The organism is Pseudomonas sp. 8_5_2, from assembly GCF_059295255.1.
On the sequence record NZ_CM181238.1, the window covers coordinates 4,504,933 to 4,519,486 of the forward strand.

General features: G+C 64.8%; 9 protein-coding genes. 5 read left to right on the top strand and 4 right to left on the bottom strand.

Annotated elements, in window-relative coordinates:
• Position 1: 1 nt before the first annotated feature.
• Positions 2 to 6,469, bottom strand: a complete 6,468-nt coding sequence (locus AC5O5R_RS20600; RefSeq protein ID WP_494514716.1) for an amino acid adenylation domain-containing protein — start codon at positions 6,467 to 6,469, stop codon at positions 2 to 4.
• A 180-nt stretch (positions 6,470 to 6,649) separates the two neighbouring features.
• Positions 6,650 to 7,633: a TauD/TfdA family dioxygenase gene (locus AC5O5R_RS20605; RefSeq protein ID WP_494514717.1), complete on the bottom strand. Its 984-nt coding sequence runs from the start codon at positions 7,631 to 7,633 to the stop codon at positions 6,650 to 6,652.
• 180 nt (positions 7,634 to 7,813) lie between these two features.
• Between AC5O5R_RS20605 and azu the strand changes: the two genes are divergently transcribed.
• A complete protein-coding gene (gene azu, locus AC5O5R_RS20610; RefSeq protein WP_172228901.1) occupies positions 7,814 to 8,263 on the top strand; it encodes an azurin in 450 nt (149 codons plus the stop codon).
• 34 nt (positions 8,264 to 8,297) lie between these two features.
• A complete protein-coding gene (locus AC5O5R_RS20615; protein WP_172228903.1) occupies positions 8,298 to 9,950 on the top strand; it encodes a cyclic peptide export ABC transporter in 1,653 nt (550 codons plus the stop codon).
• A 251-nt stretch (positions 9,951 to 10,201) separates the two neighbouring features.
• Here AC5O5R_RS20615 and AC5O5R_RS20620 read toward each other — a convergent pair whose 3' ends face one another.
• Positions 10,202 to 11,137 (bottom strand): aspartyl/asparaginyl beta-hydroxylase domain-containing protein, encoded by a 936-nt coding sequence (locus AC5O5R_RS20620; RefSeq protein ID WP_172228905.1) that lies wholly within the window; start codon positions 11,135 to 11,137, stop codon positions 10,202 to 10,204.
• On the opposite strand from AC5O5R_RS20620, the gene AC5O5R_RS20625 reads away from it, so the two are divergent.
• Positions 11,136 to 11,270, top strand: coding sequence for a hypothetical protein (locus AC5O5R_RS20625; protein ID WP_256676262.1), 135 nt, complete (start codon positions 11,136 to 11,138; stop codon positions 11,268 to 11,270). The genes AC5O5R_RS20620 and AC5O5R_RS20625 overlap by 2 nt on opposite strands.
• Before the next feature lie 42 nt (positions 11,271 to 11,312).
• On the opposite strand, the gene cysK is transcribed toward AC5O5R_RS20625, so the two are convergent.
• Positions 11,313 to 12,287: a cysteine synthase A gene (gene cysK / locus AC5O5R_RS20630; RefSeq protein WP_172228907.1), complete on the bottom strand. Its 975-nt coding sequence runs from the start codon at positions 12,285 to 12,287 to the stop codon at positions 11,313 to 11,315.
• Between the two features lie 134 nt (positions 12,288 to 12,421).
• Here cysK and AC5O5R_RS20635 point away from each other — a divergent pair, with 134 nt between their 5' ends.
• Together AC5O5R_RS20635 and AC5O5R_RS20640 are read left to right on the top strand one after the other, a co-directional pair.
• Positions 12,422 to 13,495 (top strand): DUF748 domain-containing protein, encoded by a 1,074-nt coding sequence (locus AC5O5R_RS20635; RefSeq protein WP_172228909.1) that lies wholly within the window; start codon positions 12,422 to 12,424, stop codon positions 13,493 to 13,495.
• Between the two features lie 209 nt (positions 13,496 to 13,704).
• The gene (locus tag AC5O5R_RS20640) at positions 13,705 to 14,550 is read left to right on the top strand and encodes an AAA family ATPase (protein ID WP_013973748.1); all 846 of its coding nucleotides are present in this window, start codon (positions 13,705 to 13,707) and stop codon (positions 14,548 to 14,550) included.
• Positions 14,551 to 14,554: the final 4 nt, after the last annotated feature.

A 14,554-nucleotide genomic window follows, 5' to 3' on the forward strand; every position in this document is an offset into this window, starting at 1 on the left:
GTCAGGCCTCTGTGAATTCGTTCATCATTTTTTCGATATCGCTCAGGCCGTCGTCACTCAGTGACAGCGCCTGTTCCTCCAGCGCCTGGGCGAAGGCGCGCAGCTCGGGGTGGGTGAAGATCAGCCGCAGCGGGACATCCAGACCCAGCTCGACGTTGATCCGCGACACCGCCTGGGCCGCCAGCAAGGAGTGGCCGCCCAGCTCGAAGAAGTTGTCGCTCAGACCGACCCGGGCCACGTTCAACAGCTGCGCCCAGATATTCGCCAGCTGTTGTTGGCGCTCGCTTTGCGGCGCCTGGTAGTCGTGCTGCGGCTGGTTCGGGTCGGGCAATGGCAGGGCCTTGCGGTCGAGCTTGCCGCTGGGCGTCAGCGGCATGTCCGGCAGGGTCACCAGGTAGGTCGGGATCATGTAGTCCGGCAGGCTGGCCTTGAGGTACTGCTTCAGCGTCAGGCGCAGGTCACCGCTGTGGCCTTCGGCTGGCACGGCATAGGCGCACAGCTGCTTGCCGCCGGGCAGGTCGATGGCCAGTACCGTGGCTTCGCGCACGTCCGGGTGCGCCCGCAGGTACTGCTCGATCTCGCCCAGTTCAATGCGGAACCCGCGCACTTTCACCTGGTGGTCGACACGCCCGCGATAAGCCAGCTGGCCGTTTGCGTCGTAGTAACCGAGGTCGCCGGTGCGGTACAGCCGACCACCGCCAACCGTGTCGAACGGGTCGGGGACGAAGCGTTCGGCGGTAAGCGACGGCCGCTGGTGATAGCCGCGCGCCAGGCACCCTGCCCCGCCGATGAACAGCTCGCCAGGTACGCCAACCGGGGTCGGCGCCAGGCCTTCGTCCAGCGCATGCAGGCTGCGGCCTGGCAACGCGCGGCCGATGGGCACGCCGCCCTGGCTGATCTGCTCCAGGGTCATCTGCGAGCAGTCGTAGGTGGTGGCAACCACCGTGGCTTCGGTCGGGCCATAGGTATTCAGCAGGCGCACCGCTGGCGGGCCATCGGCCAGCCAGGCACGCAGGGCGTCTTCCGCTACCGCTTCACCACCGACATGAATCTGCTTCAGCCGGCCATAGGCTTGCGGGGCGCGGCGCTCCAGCGCCAGCAGGCGCCAGTAGGCCGCCGGCAGGTCGGCCACGGTCACCCCGTGGCGGTTGATCTCGTCCAGCAGCGTGGTGGTGTCCCACAGCCGCAGGTCACGCAGCACCACGCAGGCGCCCTGGGCCAGCGGCGGGAAGAACTGCTCGATGAAACCGTCGAAACTGAAGGTGGCGAACTGCAGCACGCGGTCGTCCGGGCTCAGGCGCGAATAATCGCCGGCCACCTGGCAGAACAGCGACAAGGCATGGTGGTCGATGGCCACGCCCTTGGGCATGCCGGTGGAGCCGGAGGTGTAGATCACGTAGGCCAGGTTGTGCAGCGCCGCCAGGTTGGCCAGGGGTTCGCAGGGCCAGGCCTGCAGCCATTCGGTGCCCGGTTCCAGCACCACGCAAGGTAGCTGCTTGCCCAGTTGCAAGCGCTCGCGCGAAGGCGCATCCGCCAGCAGCAGGCTGATGCCGCTGTCCTCGACCATGTAGGCCAGGCGCTCTTGCGGGTAGTCCGGGTCCAGCGGCACGTAGGCGCCGCCAGCCTTGTGAATGGCGATCAATGCCAGGGCCATGCCCAGGCCACGCTCCACGGCCACGCCGACCAGGCGATCCGGCCCCACACCCAATGCACGCAGGCGGTGCGCCAGCTGGTTGCTGGCACGGTCGAGCTCGGCGTAGGTCATCTGCTGGTCGTCGAAGATCAGCGCGAGCGCGTCCGGCCGCTCACCGGCCTGACGCTGCAGCAACTGGTGCGCGCACAGGCCGCTGCCTTGCTGCGCTGCGGGGTTCCAGCCATGGGTCAGTTGCTGGCGCTCTTCGCCGCTGAGGAAATCCAGCTCGGCGATGCAGCGCTGCGGCTCGGCGCAGATGGCCTCGAGCAGCGCTTGCCAGTGCCCGGCCATGCGCTCGATGCGCGGGGCGTCGAACAGGTCGGTGGAGTAGTTGAACGAAGCGGTCACGCCATCGGAACGCTCCAGGGTATTGAGCGAGATGTCGTACTGCGCGCCGGGCTCCAGCAGGTCCACTTCCTTGACCTGCAGCCCGTGCAGGGCATCGCCTGACACCTGCTCGCCCAGGTCGCGCAGGTGGTTGTACAGCACCTGGAAGAACGGGTTCACGCCCTGGTCGCGGTCCGGGTACAGCGCCTCGGCCACCTCCAGAAACGGCACATCCTTGTTGGCCTGGGCCTGCAGCGTGGTTTCCTTGATCGCCGCCAGCAGCTGGGCGAACGGCTGGCTGCCATCGACGCCGATACGGGCTACCACCACGTTGATGAAGAAGCCGATCAGCCCTTCCAGCTCCAGGCGGTTGCGGTTGGTGACCGGTACGCCGATGTTCAACGTGCCCTTGCGGCTGTAGCGCGACAGCACGATGGCGTAGGCCGCCAGGAACACATGGAACAAGGTGGCGTTGGATGCCACCGCCAGCGCCCGCAGGCGCTCGGTGAGGGCCAGCGGCAGGCGCACGTCGAAGCGGCTGCCCTGGTAGCTCTTGACCTGCGGGCGAATGCGGTCGGCGGGCAATTCGAGCACTTCGAAGTCGTCTTCCAGGCGCGCCTTCCAGTAATCGATCTGCGCCTGCATCTGCCCCTCGGCCAGCCATTTGCGCTGCCAGGCGGCGAAGTCGGCGTACTGCACGGGCAGCGGTTCGATGGCGTGGGCCTGGCCGGTGGCTGCCGCGTTATAGGCGGCGGCGAACTCGCGCACCAGCAGGCTCATCGACCAACCGTCGGAAACGATATGGTGCAGGGTCAGCGACAGCAGGTGCTCCTGGGCGTGCACCTTGAACAGCCGCGCACGCAGCAGCGGACCGTGCTCCAGGTCGAACGGCACGAAGGCTTCGGCTTCCAGCTTGCGCATTTGCGCGGCGTGGTCCTGGCCGCTGAGGTCTTCGAAACCGATCGGCACCGTGGCGGCCGGCAGGATGCGCTGCCAAGGCAGGCCGTCGGCTTCGACGAACACCGTGCGCAGTGACTCGTGGCGCGCAATCAGTGCGTCCAGCGCCGCTTGCACCGCGTCACTATCGAGGTTGCCCTGCATGCGCACAGCCATCGGCGTGTTGTAGGCCAGGCTTTGCGGGTTGAGCTTCCAGAACAGCCACTGGCGGTTCTGCGAACGGGACACCGGCAGCGGCTGCTGGCGGTCGAGGATTTCGATGTCCAGGCCCGTGCCCTGCTCGGCGTCGGCCACCGCCTGGGCGAAAGCCTGCAGGTCGACGGTGTCGAACAGGGTGCGCAAGTGGACGTCCAGGCCCAGTTGCTTGCGCACTCGGGATACCGCCTGGGTGGCCAGCAGCGAGTGGCCGCCAAGGGCGAAGAAGTTGTCGCTCAGGCCCACCTGCGGCACTTGCAGCACCTGGGCCCAGATCTGCGCCAGTTGCGTTTGCAGCGGGGTCTGCGGCGCCTGGTAGGCCACTTGGCTGGCGACCGGTTCCGGCAGGGCCTTGATGTCGACCTTGCCGTTGACCGTGACCGGCAGCTGCGCCAGCACCATCAGGTGGGTCGGCAGCATGTGCTCGGGCAGCAGGCCTTTGAGGCGGGTGCGGATCGACGCCTGCCAGGCCAGGCTGTCGCTCGGCAACTGGCTGGGCACCAGCCAGGCGGCCAGTTGCAGCTGCGGTGCCTGGCCATGCACGCGGACCAGCGCGTTGGCAACGCCGTCCAGTGCGCGCAACTGGTTTTCGATTTCTGCCAGCTCGACGCGGTAGCCACGGATTTTCACCTGGCCATCCATGCGCCCGGCAAACTGCAAGTCGCTGCCTTGGCGCACCCAGTCACCGCTGCGGTACAGGCGCTGGCCATGGCCACCGTTCGGGTCGGGGACAAAACGCTCAGCGGTGAGCGCCGGGCGGTTCAGGTAGCCGCGGGCCAGCCCGGCGCCACCGATGTACAGCTCGCCCTTGGCCTTGGCCGGCAGCGGCTGCAGGCAGCGGTCGAGCACCGCTACGCAGGTGTTGGCCAGCGGCTGGCCGAGGCTGGTCTGGTCGTGCAGTTCGGCAACCAGCACACCAACGGTGGTCTCGGTCGGGCCGTAGTGGTTGAGCACCTTGAGTGCCGGTGCAAGCTGGCGGATCTTGCCCAGCAGGCCTGGGCTGACGCCCTCGCCGCCGAGCACCAGGCACTGGCCCGGCAACGCCGCGCGCCCCGCCACCAGCATCGCCTCCAGGTGCGACGGCACGATCTTCAGTGCATCCACCTGGTGCTCGGCCAGGTAGGCGGCGAAGCCTTCGGCATCCAGTACCTGTTCGCGCAGCAGCACATGCAGCGTGTGGCCGCCACACAGGGCGCCGAACAGCATGGTGTGGCCCAGGTCGGCAGCCGGGGTCGAGACCTGGGCCATGCTGCGGATGCGCTCTACCGGCAGGCGCGCGGTGATGCCATCGACATAGTTGGCCAGGGCGCCATGGCTGATCGCCACGCCTTTGGGTTGGCCGGTGGTGCCGGAGGTGTAGATCACGTACGCCAGGTTGGCCGCGGCCGGGGCGGTTCGTGCGGGGCTGCCAGTGCCGCCTTGCGCCCAGTCCAGGCGCTGTACGTTGGCGGGCAACTCGGCCTGCCAGTTTCCAGGTGCCAGCAGCACACGCGTGCCACTGTCGGCAAGCATGTAGGCCAAGCGCTCAGCCGGTTGTTCAGGCTCCAGCGGCAAGTAGGCGCCACCGGCCTTGAGCACACCCAGGATACTGGCGAGCATGCTGACGCTGCGGTCGGCCAGCACGCCGACCAGCCTGTCCGGGCCAACCCCGGCTTCGACCAGGCGGTTGGCGATGGCTTCGGCACGGGCATCGAGTTCGGCAAAGCTGGCCTGCTCCCCTGCGGCCATCACTGCGGTGCGTTCGGGATGACGGCGAGCCGCAGCGGCAAACCGCTGGTGCACCAGCGGCGCATCATCGGCCGGGTCTGTCACTCCGGTGGCCGTAGCCAGGCGCGGGAGTGCAAGCTCACCTACTGCGCCAGCGGTTTCAGCGGCCAGCGCCTGCACCAGGGCCAGCCACTGTTCGCCGAGCGTTTCGATGGTGGCCGCATCGAACACGTCAGTCGCGTAGGTGAAGGCCGCCTGCAGCTGACCGCCGCGCTCGTGGGTATCCAGCGCCAGGTCGAAGCGGGCGCTGTGCTTTTCCAGTGCGATCGGCGCCAGGCGCAGGCCGGAGCGGGTCTCGATGGCCTGCACATCCGCCACCTGCGCCTGGTGGTTGAACAGCACGCGGAACAGCGGGCTTTCGCTGCTGCGCGGCAAATCCAGGGCCTCGACCAGCTGTTCGAATGGCAGGTCCTGATGGCTTTGCGCGCCCACGGCGGTTTCACGCACGCGCTGCAGCAAACCGGCGATGTCCAGCAGCGGGTCGATTTCGGTGTGCAGCACCTGGGTATTGATGAAGCAGCCGATCAGGCCCTGGCCCTCGGCACGGTTGCGGTTGGCGATCGGTACACCGACGCGGATCGCAGCCTGACCGCTGTAGCGCTGCAACAGCAGCTTGAAAGCGGCGAGCAGGACCATGAAGAGGGTGACATTGTGCTTGCGTGCCAGGCCGCGCAAGCGCTCGGTGACGTCCGTGGCGATGGGGAATTCGTGGCGAGCGCCGCGGTAGCTGGGGCGGCCCTGGCGGGTGCGGTCCAGTGGCAGCTCGAGCGGCGAATGGTCGTCGCCCAGGCGTGCCTGCCAGTAGGCCAGCTGGCGCTCCTGCTCGCCCGCCTCAAGCCAGCTGCGCTGCCACAGGGCGAAGTCGCGGTACTGGATCGGCAGCGCGTCGAGGGTGGCTTCAGTGCCCGCCACAGCAGCGTCATACAGGCACAGGAATTCGTCGATCAGCACGTTCATCGACCAACCGTCGGCGACGATGTGGTGCAGGGTCAGCAACAGGACGTGTTCCTGCGCGGCCAGTTGCAGCAGGCGCACGCGCAGCAGCGGGCCGCTGGCCAGGTCGAAGGGGGCCAGCGCCTCGGCTTCGGCGATGGTTTCGATGGCGGCCTGGCGGGCGTTCTCGTCCAGCTCTGTGAGGGCGTCCTGGCGCAGCTGCAGGGGCGCGGCGTTGGCGTCTACTTGCTGGCGTACATCATCGCCGTCGGCAACAAAGCGGGTGCGCAGGGTTTCGTGGCGGGCCACCAGCGCATCGAAGGCGTGCTGCAGCGCCGCCAGGTCCAGCGGGCCATGCAGGCGCACGGCCATGGGCAAGTTGTAGGCCGCGCCCTGCGGGTCGAGCTGCCAGAGGAACCACATGCGCCGCTGGGCGTACGACAGCTGGTTACGCTCGGCCACGTCCACGCCGGGTGCAATCGGCAGCACGGAGAAGTCCATGCCCTCGCCCTGCAGCGCCTTGAGGAACAGACGGCGCTTGTCGGGGCTGAGTTCGATGAAGCGGCGGGCGAGCTTGAGCGTTTGGTCGGCATTCATGTCGAGCGGAGTCCTGGCAGTCGAGCGGTAACTGTCAGACGAAGGGGTAGGGGGGTTATTTAGTGGAGGGCTGCGGGGCTGAAAGGTGTTCGCCATGGCAGGTTCAGCGCCTGTGAGATCGAGCGCCGCGCGGGCGGCGCTCGATCTCACAGGCGCTGCACATCTTGCGGCAAGCACCTGTCAGCCCAACACCTCACTATGCCCCTGCGCCATCGCCACCACCACCTTGCGCTTGCCGGTAAACGGCGACCGCGCATGCGCTGCCAGCATGTTGTCGAGCATCAGCACATCGTTCGCCAGCCACGGGAAGCGGATGGTGCATTCATCCAGCACCCCGCGCACTTCATCGAGCAACGAATCTTCGATGGTCGTCCCATCGCCGTAATACACGTTACGCGGCAGGTCCTCTTCCTCCACGATATCCAGCAGCGACTCACGCACCTCTGGCTGCAGGTTCGATACATGGAACAGGTGCGCCTGGTTGAACCATACGTCATCCCCTGTCACCGGGTGGCGCGCTACCACCTGGCAGCGCTGGCGGGTGCGCAGTTCGCCGTCACCCTTCCAGATGCACTCGATGGCATGCGCCCGGCAGTACGCCTCGACCTGGCGCGGGTCGTCGGTGTTGAACACCTGGGACCATTCCACATCCAGGCCGTTGCCGTAGTTGCGTACGTACATCAACCCCTTTTCCACCAGGCGCTCACGAATACGCGACGGCATGCGCCGGTATACCTCGCGGCTGTCGGCAATCGGCGTTTCGCCACCGGTCTCGGCAGGGGTCACGCTGTAGAACCAGATCTTCATCGGCCATTCCAGGGTATAGGCCTGCTCGTTGTGCAACGGGATGCTCTGGTGCGCCGGGTACTCGGTGGAGGTGTACACGCCTTTGGTCACGTTGCTGCGCGGGGTAGAGCCGAACTCGTAGTTGAGCAGCGGGTGGCCAAACGACGCGGCGAATTGGCGGAAGGCTTCGGGGCCGCCAACCTCGAACCCGCGGAACAGAATGCCGCCCGCTTGCAACAGATGCCGGTCCACCAGCGGCTGTAACGCTGCAAAGGCGTCCAGCAGGTCGATACCCGGTTCCGGCGCGCGTACCAGCAGCGGCAGGTTGCCGCGCGCGGCGTCCAGGGGTTCGATCGCAAAGCTCAGCAGTTCACTCATGACGGTCACCTCAAGCCAGGGCCGCGTTGGCGGCGAAATCGGGATGTGCGCCATTGCGGCGCCTGACTAGATGAACGAGCGGGCCTGCGGGAAATTCACCAAGGCCGCACACACAGGTAAAGCCAGCGCGCGCCGGTTCGTCTGAACGATGTGCACCCTTTTATCGCCCAGGAACCGTACATGACTCGCCAGCTCCTGCTCCTCGCCCTGCTCGCCACGGCCCCCGCCGCCTGGTCGGCAGAGCAATGCGCCGTGGAAATCAACGGCACCGACCAGATGACCTTCGACACGGCCACCATCACCGTGCCCAAGGCCTGCACCTCGTTCACCGTCACCCTCACCCACCCCGGCGACATGCCGAAGAACGTGATGGGCCACAACTGGGTACTGAGCACCCAGGCCGACATGCAGGGCGTGCTGGACGACGGCCAGAAGGCCGGCGAGGCGCAGGACTATGTGAAACCCGGCGACACCCGGGTCATCGCCCACACCCGTTTGATCGGCGGCGGCGAAAAAGACAGCGTCAGCCTCGATACCCGGTCGCTGAAGGCCGGTACCGATTACAGCTTCTACTGCTCGTTCCCGTTCCACAGCACCTTGATGAAGGGCAGCCTGACCCTCGGCAGCTGACCCCGCCCCCACTCCACCAGCGAGATTACCCTTCATGAAAACCTCCTCCCCCGGGGCCATCCGCGAATTGCTGGGCCTGCTCAAACCCTACCGCCCGGCGGTGATCGTCTCGGTTGTGCTGGGCATGGTCGGTGGCCTGGCCGTCACCGCCCTGCTAGCCACCGTCAACCAGGGCCTGCATGCGGCCGGCGGCATGAGCCAGGGCGTGATCCTGGCGTTTGCCGGCCTGTGCGTACTGGCGCTGGTCAGCAGCGTGGCCGCTGACAGCGGCACCAACTATGTCGGCCAGAAAGTCATCGCCAGGCTGCGCAAAGACCTGGGGGCCAAAGTGCTGTCGGCGCCCATCGAGCAGATCGAGCGCTACCGCACGCACCGTCTGATCCCGGTGCTGACCCGTGACGTCGACACCATCAGCGACTTCGCCTTCGCCTTCGCCCCGCTGGCCATCTCGCTCACCACCGTACTGGGTTGCCTGGCCTACCTGGCCTACCTGTCGTGGCCGATCTTCCTCATCACTCTGGTGGCCATCGGTATCGGCAGCGGCGTGCAGTACATCGCCCGGCAAAAGGGCGTGGCCGGCTTCAACGCTGCCCGCGATGCCGAGGACAACCTGCAGAAGCACTACTCGGCCATCGCCCAAGGCGCCAAGGAGCTGCGCATCGACCGCCGCCGTCGCCACGCCATGCTGACGCGCAATATCCAGGGCACCGCCGACTTCATCGCCAACACCCATATCCGTGCCATCAACATCTTCGTTGCGGCCAAGAGCCTGGGGTCGATGTTGTTTTTCGTGGTCATCGGCCTGACATTGGCGCTGCAATCGCTGTGGCCGAGCAATGACCCGGCGGTGATGAGCGGCTTCGTGCTGGTGCTGCTGTACATGAAAGGCCCGCTGGAAACGCTGATTGGCAACCTGCCGATTCTCGGTCGCGCGCAAATCGCGTTCCGCCGTATCGCTGATCTGTCCGAGCGCTTCTCCTCCCCCGAGCCGCACCTGCTGCTGGAGCCGCCGGTCAAGCGTGCCACTGCCGCCACCGCGCACCTGGAGTTGCACGACGTCGAGTACGCCTACCCGCCGGTAGACGGTAAAGAACCGTTCCGCGTGGGGCCGGTGAACCTGAGCATCGAGCCGGGCGAGATCCTGTTCATCGTCGGTGAAAACGGTTGCGGCAAGACTTCGCTGATCAAGCTGCTGCTAGGCCTGTACACCCCGCAACGCGGTGAGGTGCGCCTGAACGGCAAGGCCGTCGGCCCAGAGGGGCTGGATGACTACCGGCAGCTGTTCACCACCGTGTTTGCCGATTACTACCTGTTCGACGACCTGCCAGAACACGAGCACAGCCTGCCCGAGGACGCCACGCGTTATCTGGAGCGGCTGGAGATTGCGCACAAGGTCAGCGTGCGCGACGGTGCCTTCACCACCACCGACCTGTCGACCGGGCAGCGCAAGCGCCTGGCGCTGGTAAATGCCTGGCTCGACGGGCGACCGGTGCTGGTGTTCGACGAATGGGCAGCGGACCAGGACCCGACGTTCCGCAGGGTGTTCTACACCGAGCTGCTGCCGGACCTGAAGCGGTTGGGCAAGACCATCATCGTGATCTCGCACGATGACCGGTACTTCGATACGGCGGACAAGGTGGTGCACCTTAGCCGTGGGAAGGTGGTGGAGGCACTCGAACCGGCGTAACTCAGCAAAGGGCCGCTGAGTGAAATGCCAGTCAGTCAAGCAATTGGGGCTGCTACGCAGCCCCATAGCCTTGACTGATTGATTAGCCGCTGAGCGGCCCTTTTTGACCGGCCTATAGTCGCTCTATAGTCGCTCTATAATTTCCTATAAAGCAGCAACTCACGAAGCACCATTGCCTTCGCATCGTGTGTACAGGCTCCAACTGGACAAGCTGGCCATGCTGCGCCACAGGCGCCGTGAACAACCTGTAATCAGAACAACCAGCGATACAACAGATACGCCACCACCACCGCCAGCACCGGCCGCAGGATGCGGTAGGCCTTGGGGTTGGCGCGCTTGAACGTCTTCACACGGCCGCTGATGCGGTTGCTGAAGCGCTTGCTCCAGGCATAAGCCTGGTTGATCCCGCCAACGCGCTCGTCGTCGGTATTCTGCGGCGCGGTGGCGCGGCCGAGGAAGGCACTCACCTGGCGGTTGATGCGGGACATCAGCGGGCTGCTCAGCGGGCGTTCGATGTCGCAGAACAGGATCACCCGGGTAACGTCGGTCTCGTTCTTCACCCAGTGCACGTAGGTTTCGTCGAACATCACGTCTTCGCCATCACGCCAGGCATATTCCTCGCCATCCACATAGATGCGGCAGGCATCGGAGTTGGGCGTGGACAGGCCCAGGTGGTAGCGCAGCGAGCCGGCGAAGGGGTCGCGGTGCGGGTTCAGGTGGCTGCCGCCGGGCAGCAGCGCGAACATTGCGCCCTTGACGTTGGGGATGCTGCTGACCAGCTCGACAGTGCGCGGGCACAACGCTTCTGCCGACGGCAGCGGTTTGTCGTACCACTTCAGGTAAAAGCGCTTCCAGCCCTTCTTGAAGAACGAACCGAAGCCGGCGTCGTTGTCCTTCTCGGCGGCGCGAATATAGCCCTCGTCGAACAGACGCATGGCCTCTTCGCGGATTTCCTGCCAGTTGTCCTTCAGCACGTCCAGCTCGGGGAAACGCTGGCGGTCCAGGTACGGTTTGGACGGCACGCCGGAAAACAGGTACATCAAGGCGTTGTACGGCGCAAACAGTGCTGAATGGTTGACGAACTGGCGCAACACCGGCAGCCGGGCCTTGCCGCGCAGGTGCACGAACAGCACGCTGCCGAAGAACACCAGCAAGACACCCGCCTTGGCTGCAAAGGAAAAGGTCATGCTTTCACTCCTTGGGGAAGCGCCAGGGCTGCGCGGCCTGGCACTCCAGAAAAATCATCCTGCCATCATAAACCGATCCCGCCGAGGTAAAAACAACCTCGGCGGGATCGCATTGATGAAGATTTTGCAATGAAGCCCGCCACCGGATGTTGCCCCGGATCAGCGGAAACGCCGGTTACTGCTGGTTTTCCTGCTCGCTGAACAGGTCGCTGAAGAGCATGCTCGACAGATAGCGCTCGCCGGAATCAGGCAGAATTACGACGATGGTCTTACCCTGCATTTCCGGTTTTTCGGCCAGGCGCACGGCCGCCGCCATCGCCGCGCCACAGGAAATACCGCAAAGGATGCCCTCTTCCTGCATCAGGCGGATGGCCATGGCCTTGGACTCTTCATCGGTCACCGTCGCCACCTGGTCGACAATCGACAGGTCGAGGTTTTTCGGCACGAAGCCGGCACCGATGCCCTGGATCTTGTGCGGGCTGGGCTTGAGCTCTTCACCGGCCAGAGTCTGGGTAATCAGCGGCGACGCCACCGGCTCCACGGCCACCGAGGTGATGGCCTTGCCCTGGGTATGCTTGATGTAGCGCGAAACACCGGTAATGGTGCCACCGGTGCCGACACCGGCCACTACCACATCAACCGCACCGTCGGTGTCGTTCCAGATTTCCGGGCCGGTGGTCTTCTCGTGGATCGCAGGGTTGGCCGGGTTCTCGAACTGGCCAGGCAGGAAATACTGGGCCGGGTCGGAGGCGACGATTTCATTGGCCTTCTCGATGGCGCCCTTCATGCCCTTGGCCGGGTCGGTCAGCACCAGTTCGGCGCCCAGCGCCTTCAGCACCTTGCGACGCTCCAGGCTCATCGAGGCGGGCATGGTCAGCATCAGCTTGTAGCCACGGGCAGCGGCGACGAAGGCCAGGCCGATGCCGGTGTTGCCCGAGGTGGGCTCGACGATGGTCATGCCCGGCTTGAGCTTGCCGTTGCTTTCGGCGTCCCAGACCATGTTCGCGCCGATGCGGCATTTGACCGAGTAGCCCGGGTTGCGCCCTTCGATCTTGGCCAGGATGGTCACGCCGCGCGGGGCGATGCGGTTGATCTGCACCAGCGGCGTGTTGCCGATGGAATGGGCGTTGTCTGCAAAGATACGGCTCATGGCAGGGGTCCTTGGCATGAAAAAAAGCAGGGTAAGACCCCAAGGGTAAGCCCCGGCCGGTGACCCGTAAAGCCTGTTCGAACTCCGCGCGGTGGGTTGCGGTCAACCGCACATCCCGCCTTGGAGACACCCCGATGAGAGCCCGTTATCGCTGGCCGCTGATCGGCCTGGCCAGCCTGGTCGTGCTGCTGGTCGCCCTGCAGCTGGCCCTGCCCTACCTGGTACGCGACTACCTGAACGACAAGCTGGCCGACATGGGCGACTACCGTGGCCAAGTAGCCGATGTGGACCTGGCCTGGTGGCGCGGTGCGTACCAGATCAACGGGCTGAAGATCGTCAAGACCAGCGGCAAGGTGCCGGTGCCGTTTCTTGATGCACCGTTGATCGACCTGTCGGTGAGCTGGCATTCGCTGATCTACGACAAGGCCGTAGTGGCCAAAGTAACCTTCGACCGCCCCGAGCTGAATTTCGTCGACGGTGGCAGCAAGCAGGCCTCGCAGACCGGCCAGGGCACCGACTGGCGCCAGCAGCTGGAGAAGTTGCTGCCTATCACCCTCGACGAAGTGCACATCGAAAATGGCACCCTCACCTTCCGCAATTTCAACTCCAAACCGCCGGTGGACCTCAAGGCGACCCGGCTGCAAGCGAATATCCGCAACCTGACCAATGTTCGCGATCAGAAAGGCCGACGCGACGCAAGCTTCGACGGTACTGCGTTGATCGCGGGCGATGCCAAGGTGGAAAGCCGTGCCACCTTCGACCCGTTCAGCGATTTTGATGACTTCGAGTTCCGCTTGCGCGCCACCGGCATCGAGCTGCGCAAGCTCAACGACTTCGCCAGCGCCTACGGAAAATTCGACTTCAATGCCGGGCATGGCGACGTGGTCATCGAGGCCCAGGCCGAGAATGGCCGGCTGAACGGCTACATAAAGCCGCTGCTGCGCGATGTCGATGTATTCGACTGGCAGCAGGATGTGAAGGAGAAGGACAAAGGTTTTTTCCGCTCGGTATGGGAAGCAGTGGTAGGCGCGACCGAGACCGTGTTGAAGAACCAGCCGAAAAACCAGTTCGCTACCCGTGTTGAGCTGAGCGGCAGCGTGCACAAGCAGGACATCAGCGCTTTCGAGGCGTTCTTGCAGATCCTGCGAAACGGCTTTATCCAGGCGTTCAATGCACGCTATGAGCAGCCGGCACCGAAGTCTGACTGATGGGAAGTGACGGAGCATTCAGGGACTGAATACCCGGTCTGCGTTTGCAGCCGCCCAAGCCCGCGTTATAGTCGGTAACAAATCAAAATATGTGCTGCCTGTACTGGCCCTTTCGCGGGTAAACCCGCTCCCACAGAGGTCGCAACTACCTGTCGGAGACGGTTTACCCGCGAAAGGGCCAGTACAGGCTTACCGCAGAGGACAGATCCATGAAGTTCGAAGGCACCCGCGACTACGTCGCCACAGACGACCTGAAGCTGGCGGTAAACGCGGCCATCACCCTCGAACGCCCGTTGCTGGTCAAGGGCGAGCCCGGCACCGGCAAGACCATGCTCGCCGAACAGCTGGCGGCCTCGTTCGGCGCACGTCTGATTACCTGGCATATCAAGTCCACCACCAAGGCCCACCAGGGCCTGTACGAGTACGATGCGGTCAGCCGCCTGCGTGACTCGCAGCTGGGCGTGGACAAGGTCCACGATGTGCGCAATTACCTGAAAAAGGGCAAGTTGTGGGAGGCCTTCGAGGCCGAAGAGCGGGTCATCCTGCTGATCGACGAAATCGACAAAGCCGACATCGAGTTCCCCAACGACCTGTTGCAGGAACTCGACAAGATGGAGTTCTACGTCTACGAAATCGACGAGACCATCAAGGCCAGGCAGCGCCCGATCATCATCATTACCTCCAACAACGAAAAGGAACTGCCGGACGCCTTCCTGCGCCGCTGCTTCTTCCATTACATCGCCTTCCCCGACCGCACCACCCTGCAGCAGATCGTCGATGTGCACTACCCGAACATCAGCCAGTCGCTGGTCAGCGAGGCGCTGGACGTGTTCTTCGACGTGCGCAAGGTGCCGGGCCTGAAGAAAAAACCGTCCACTTCCGAGCTGGTCGACTGGCTCAAGCTGCTGATGGCCGACAACATCGGTGAAGCGGTGCTCCGTGAACGCGACCCGACCAAGGCCATTCCGCCGCTGGCCGGGGCACTGGTGAAGAACGAGCAGGACGTGCAACTGCTCGAGCGCCTGGCCTTCATGAGCCGGCGCGGCAACCGCTGACAGG

Coding starts and splice junctions, on each gene's coding strand:
- AC5O5R_RS20600 (WP_494514716.1), bottom strand. CDS start 6,469: ATGAATGCCGACCAAACGCTCAAGCTCGCCCGCCGCTTCATCGAACTC.
- AC5O5R_RS20605 (WP_494514717.1), bottom strand. CDS start 7,633: ATGAGTGAACTGCTGAGCTTTGCGATCGAACCCCTGGACGCCGCGCGC.
- azu (WP_172228901.1), top strand. CDS start 7,814: ATGACTCGCCAGCTCCTGCTCCTCGCCCTGCTCGCCACGGCCCCCGCC.
- AC5O5R_RS20615 (WP_172228903.1), top strand. CDS start 8,298: ATGAAAACCTCCTCCCCCGGGGCCATCCGCGAATTGCTGGGCCTGCTC.
- AC5O5R_RS20625 (WP_256676262.1), top strand. CDS start 11,136: ATGCTTTCACTCCTTGGGGAAGCGCCAGGGCTGCGCGGCCTGGCACTC.
- AC5O5R_RS20620 (WP_172228905.1), bottom strand. CDS start 11,137: ATGACCTTTTCCTTTGCAGCCAAGGCGGGTGTCTTGCTGGTGTTCTTC.
- cysK (WP_172228907.1), bottom strand. CDS start 12,287: ATGAGCCGTATCTTTGCAGACAACGCCCATTCCATCGGCAACACGCCG.
- AC5O5R_RS20635 (WP_172228909.1), top strand. CDS start 12,422: ATGAGAGCCCGTTATCGCTGGCCGCTGATCGGCCTGGCCAGCCTGGTC.
- AC5O5R_RS20640 (WP_013973748.1), top strand. CDS start 13,705: ATGAAGTTCGAAGGCACCCGCGACTACGTCGCCACAGACGACCTGAAG.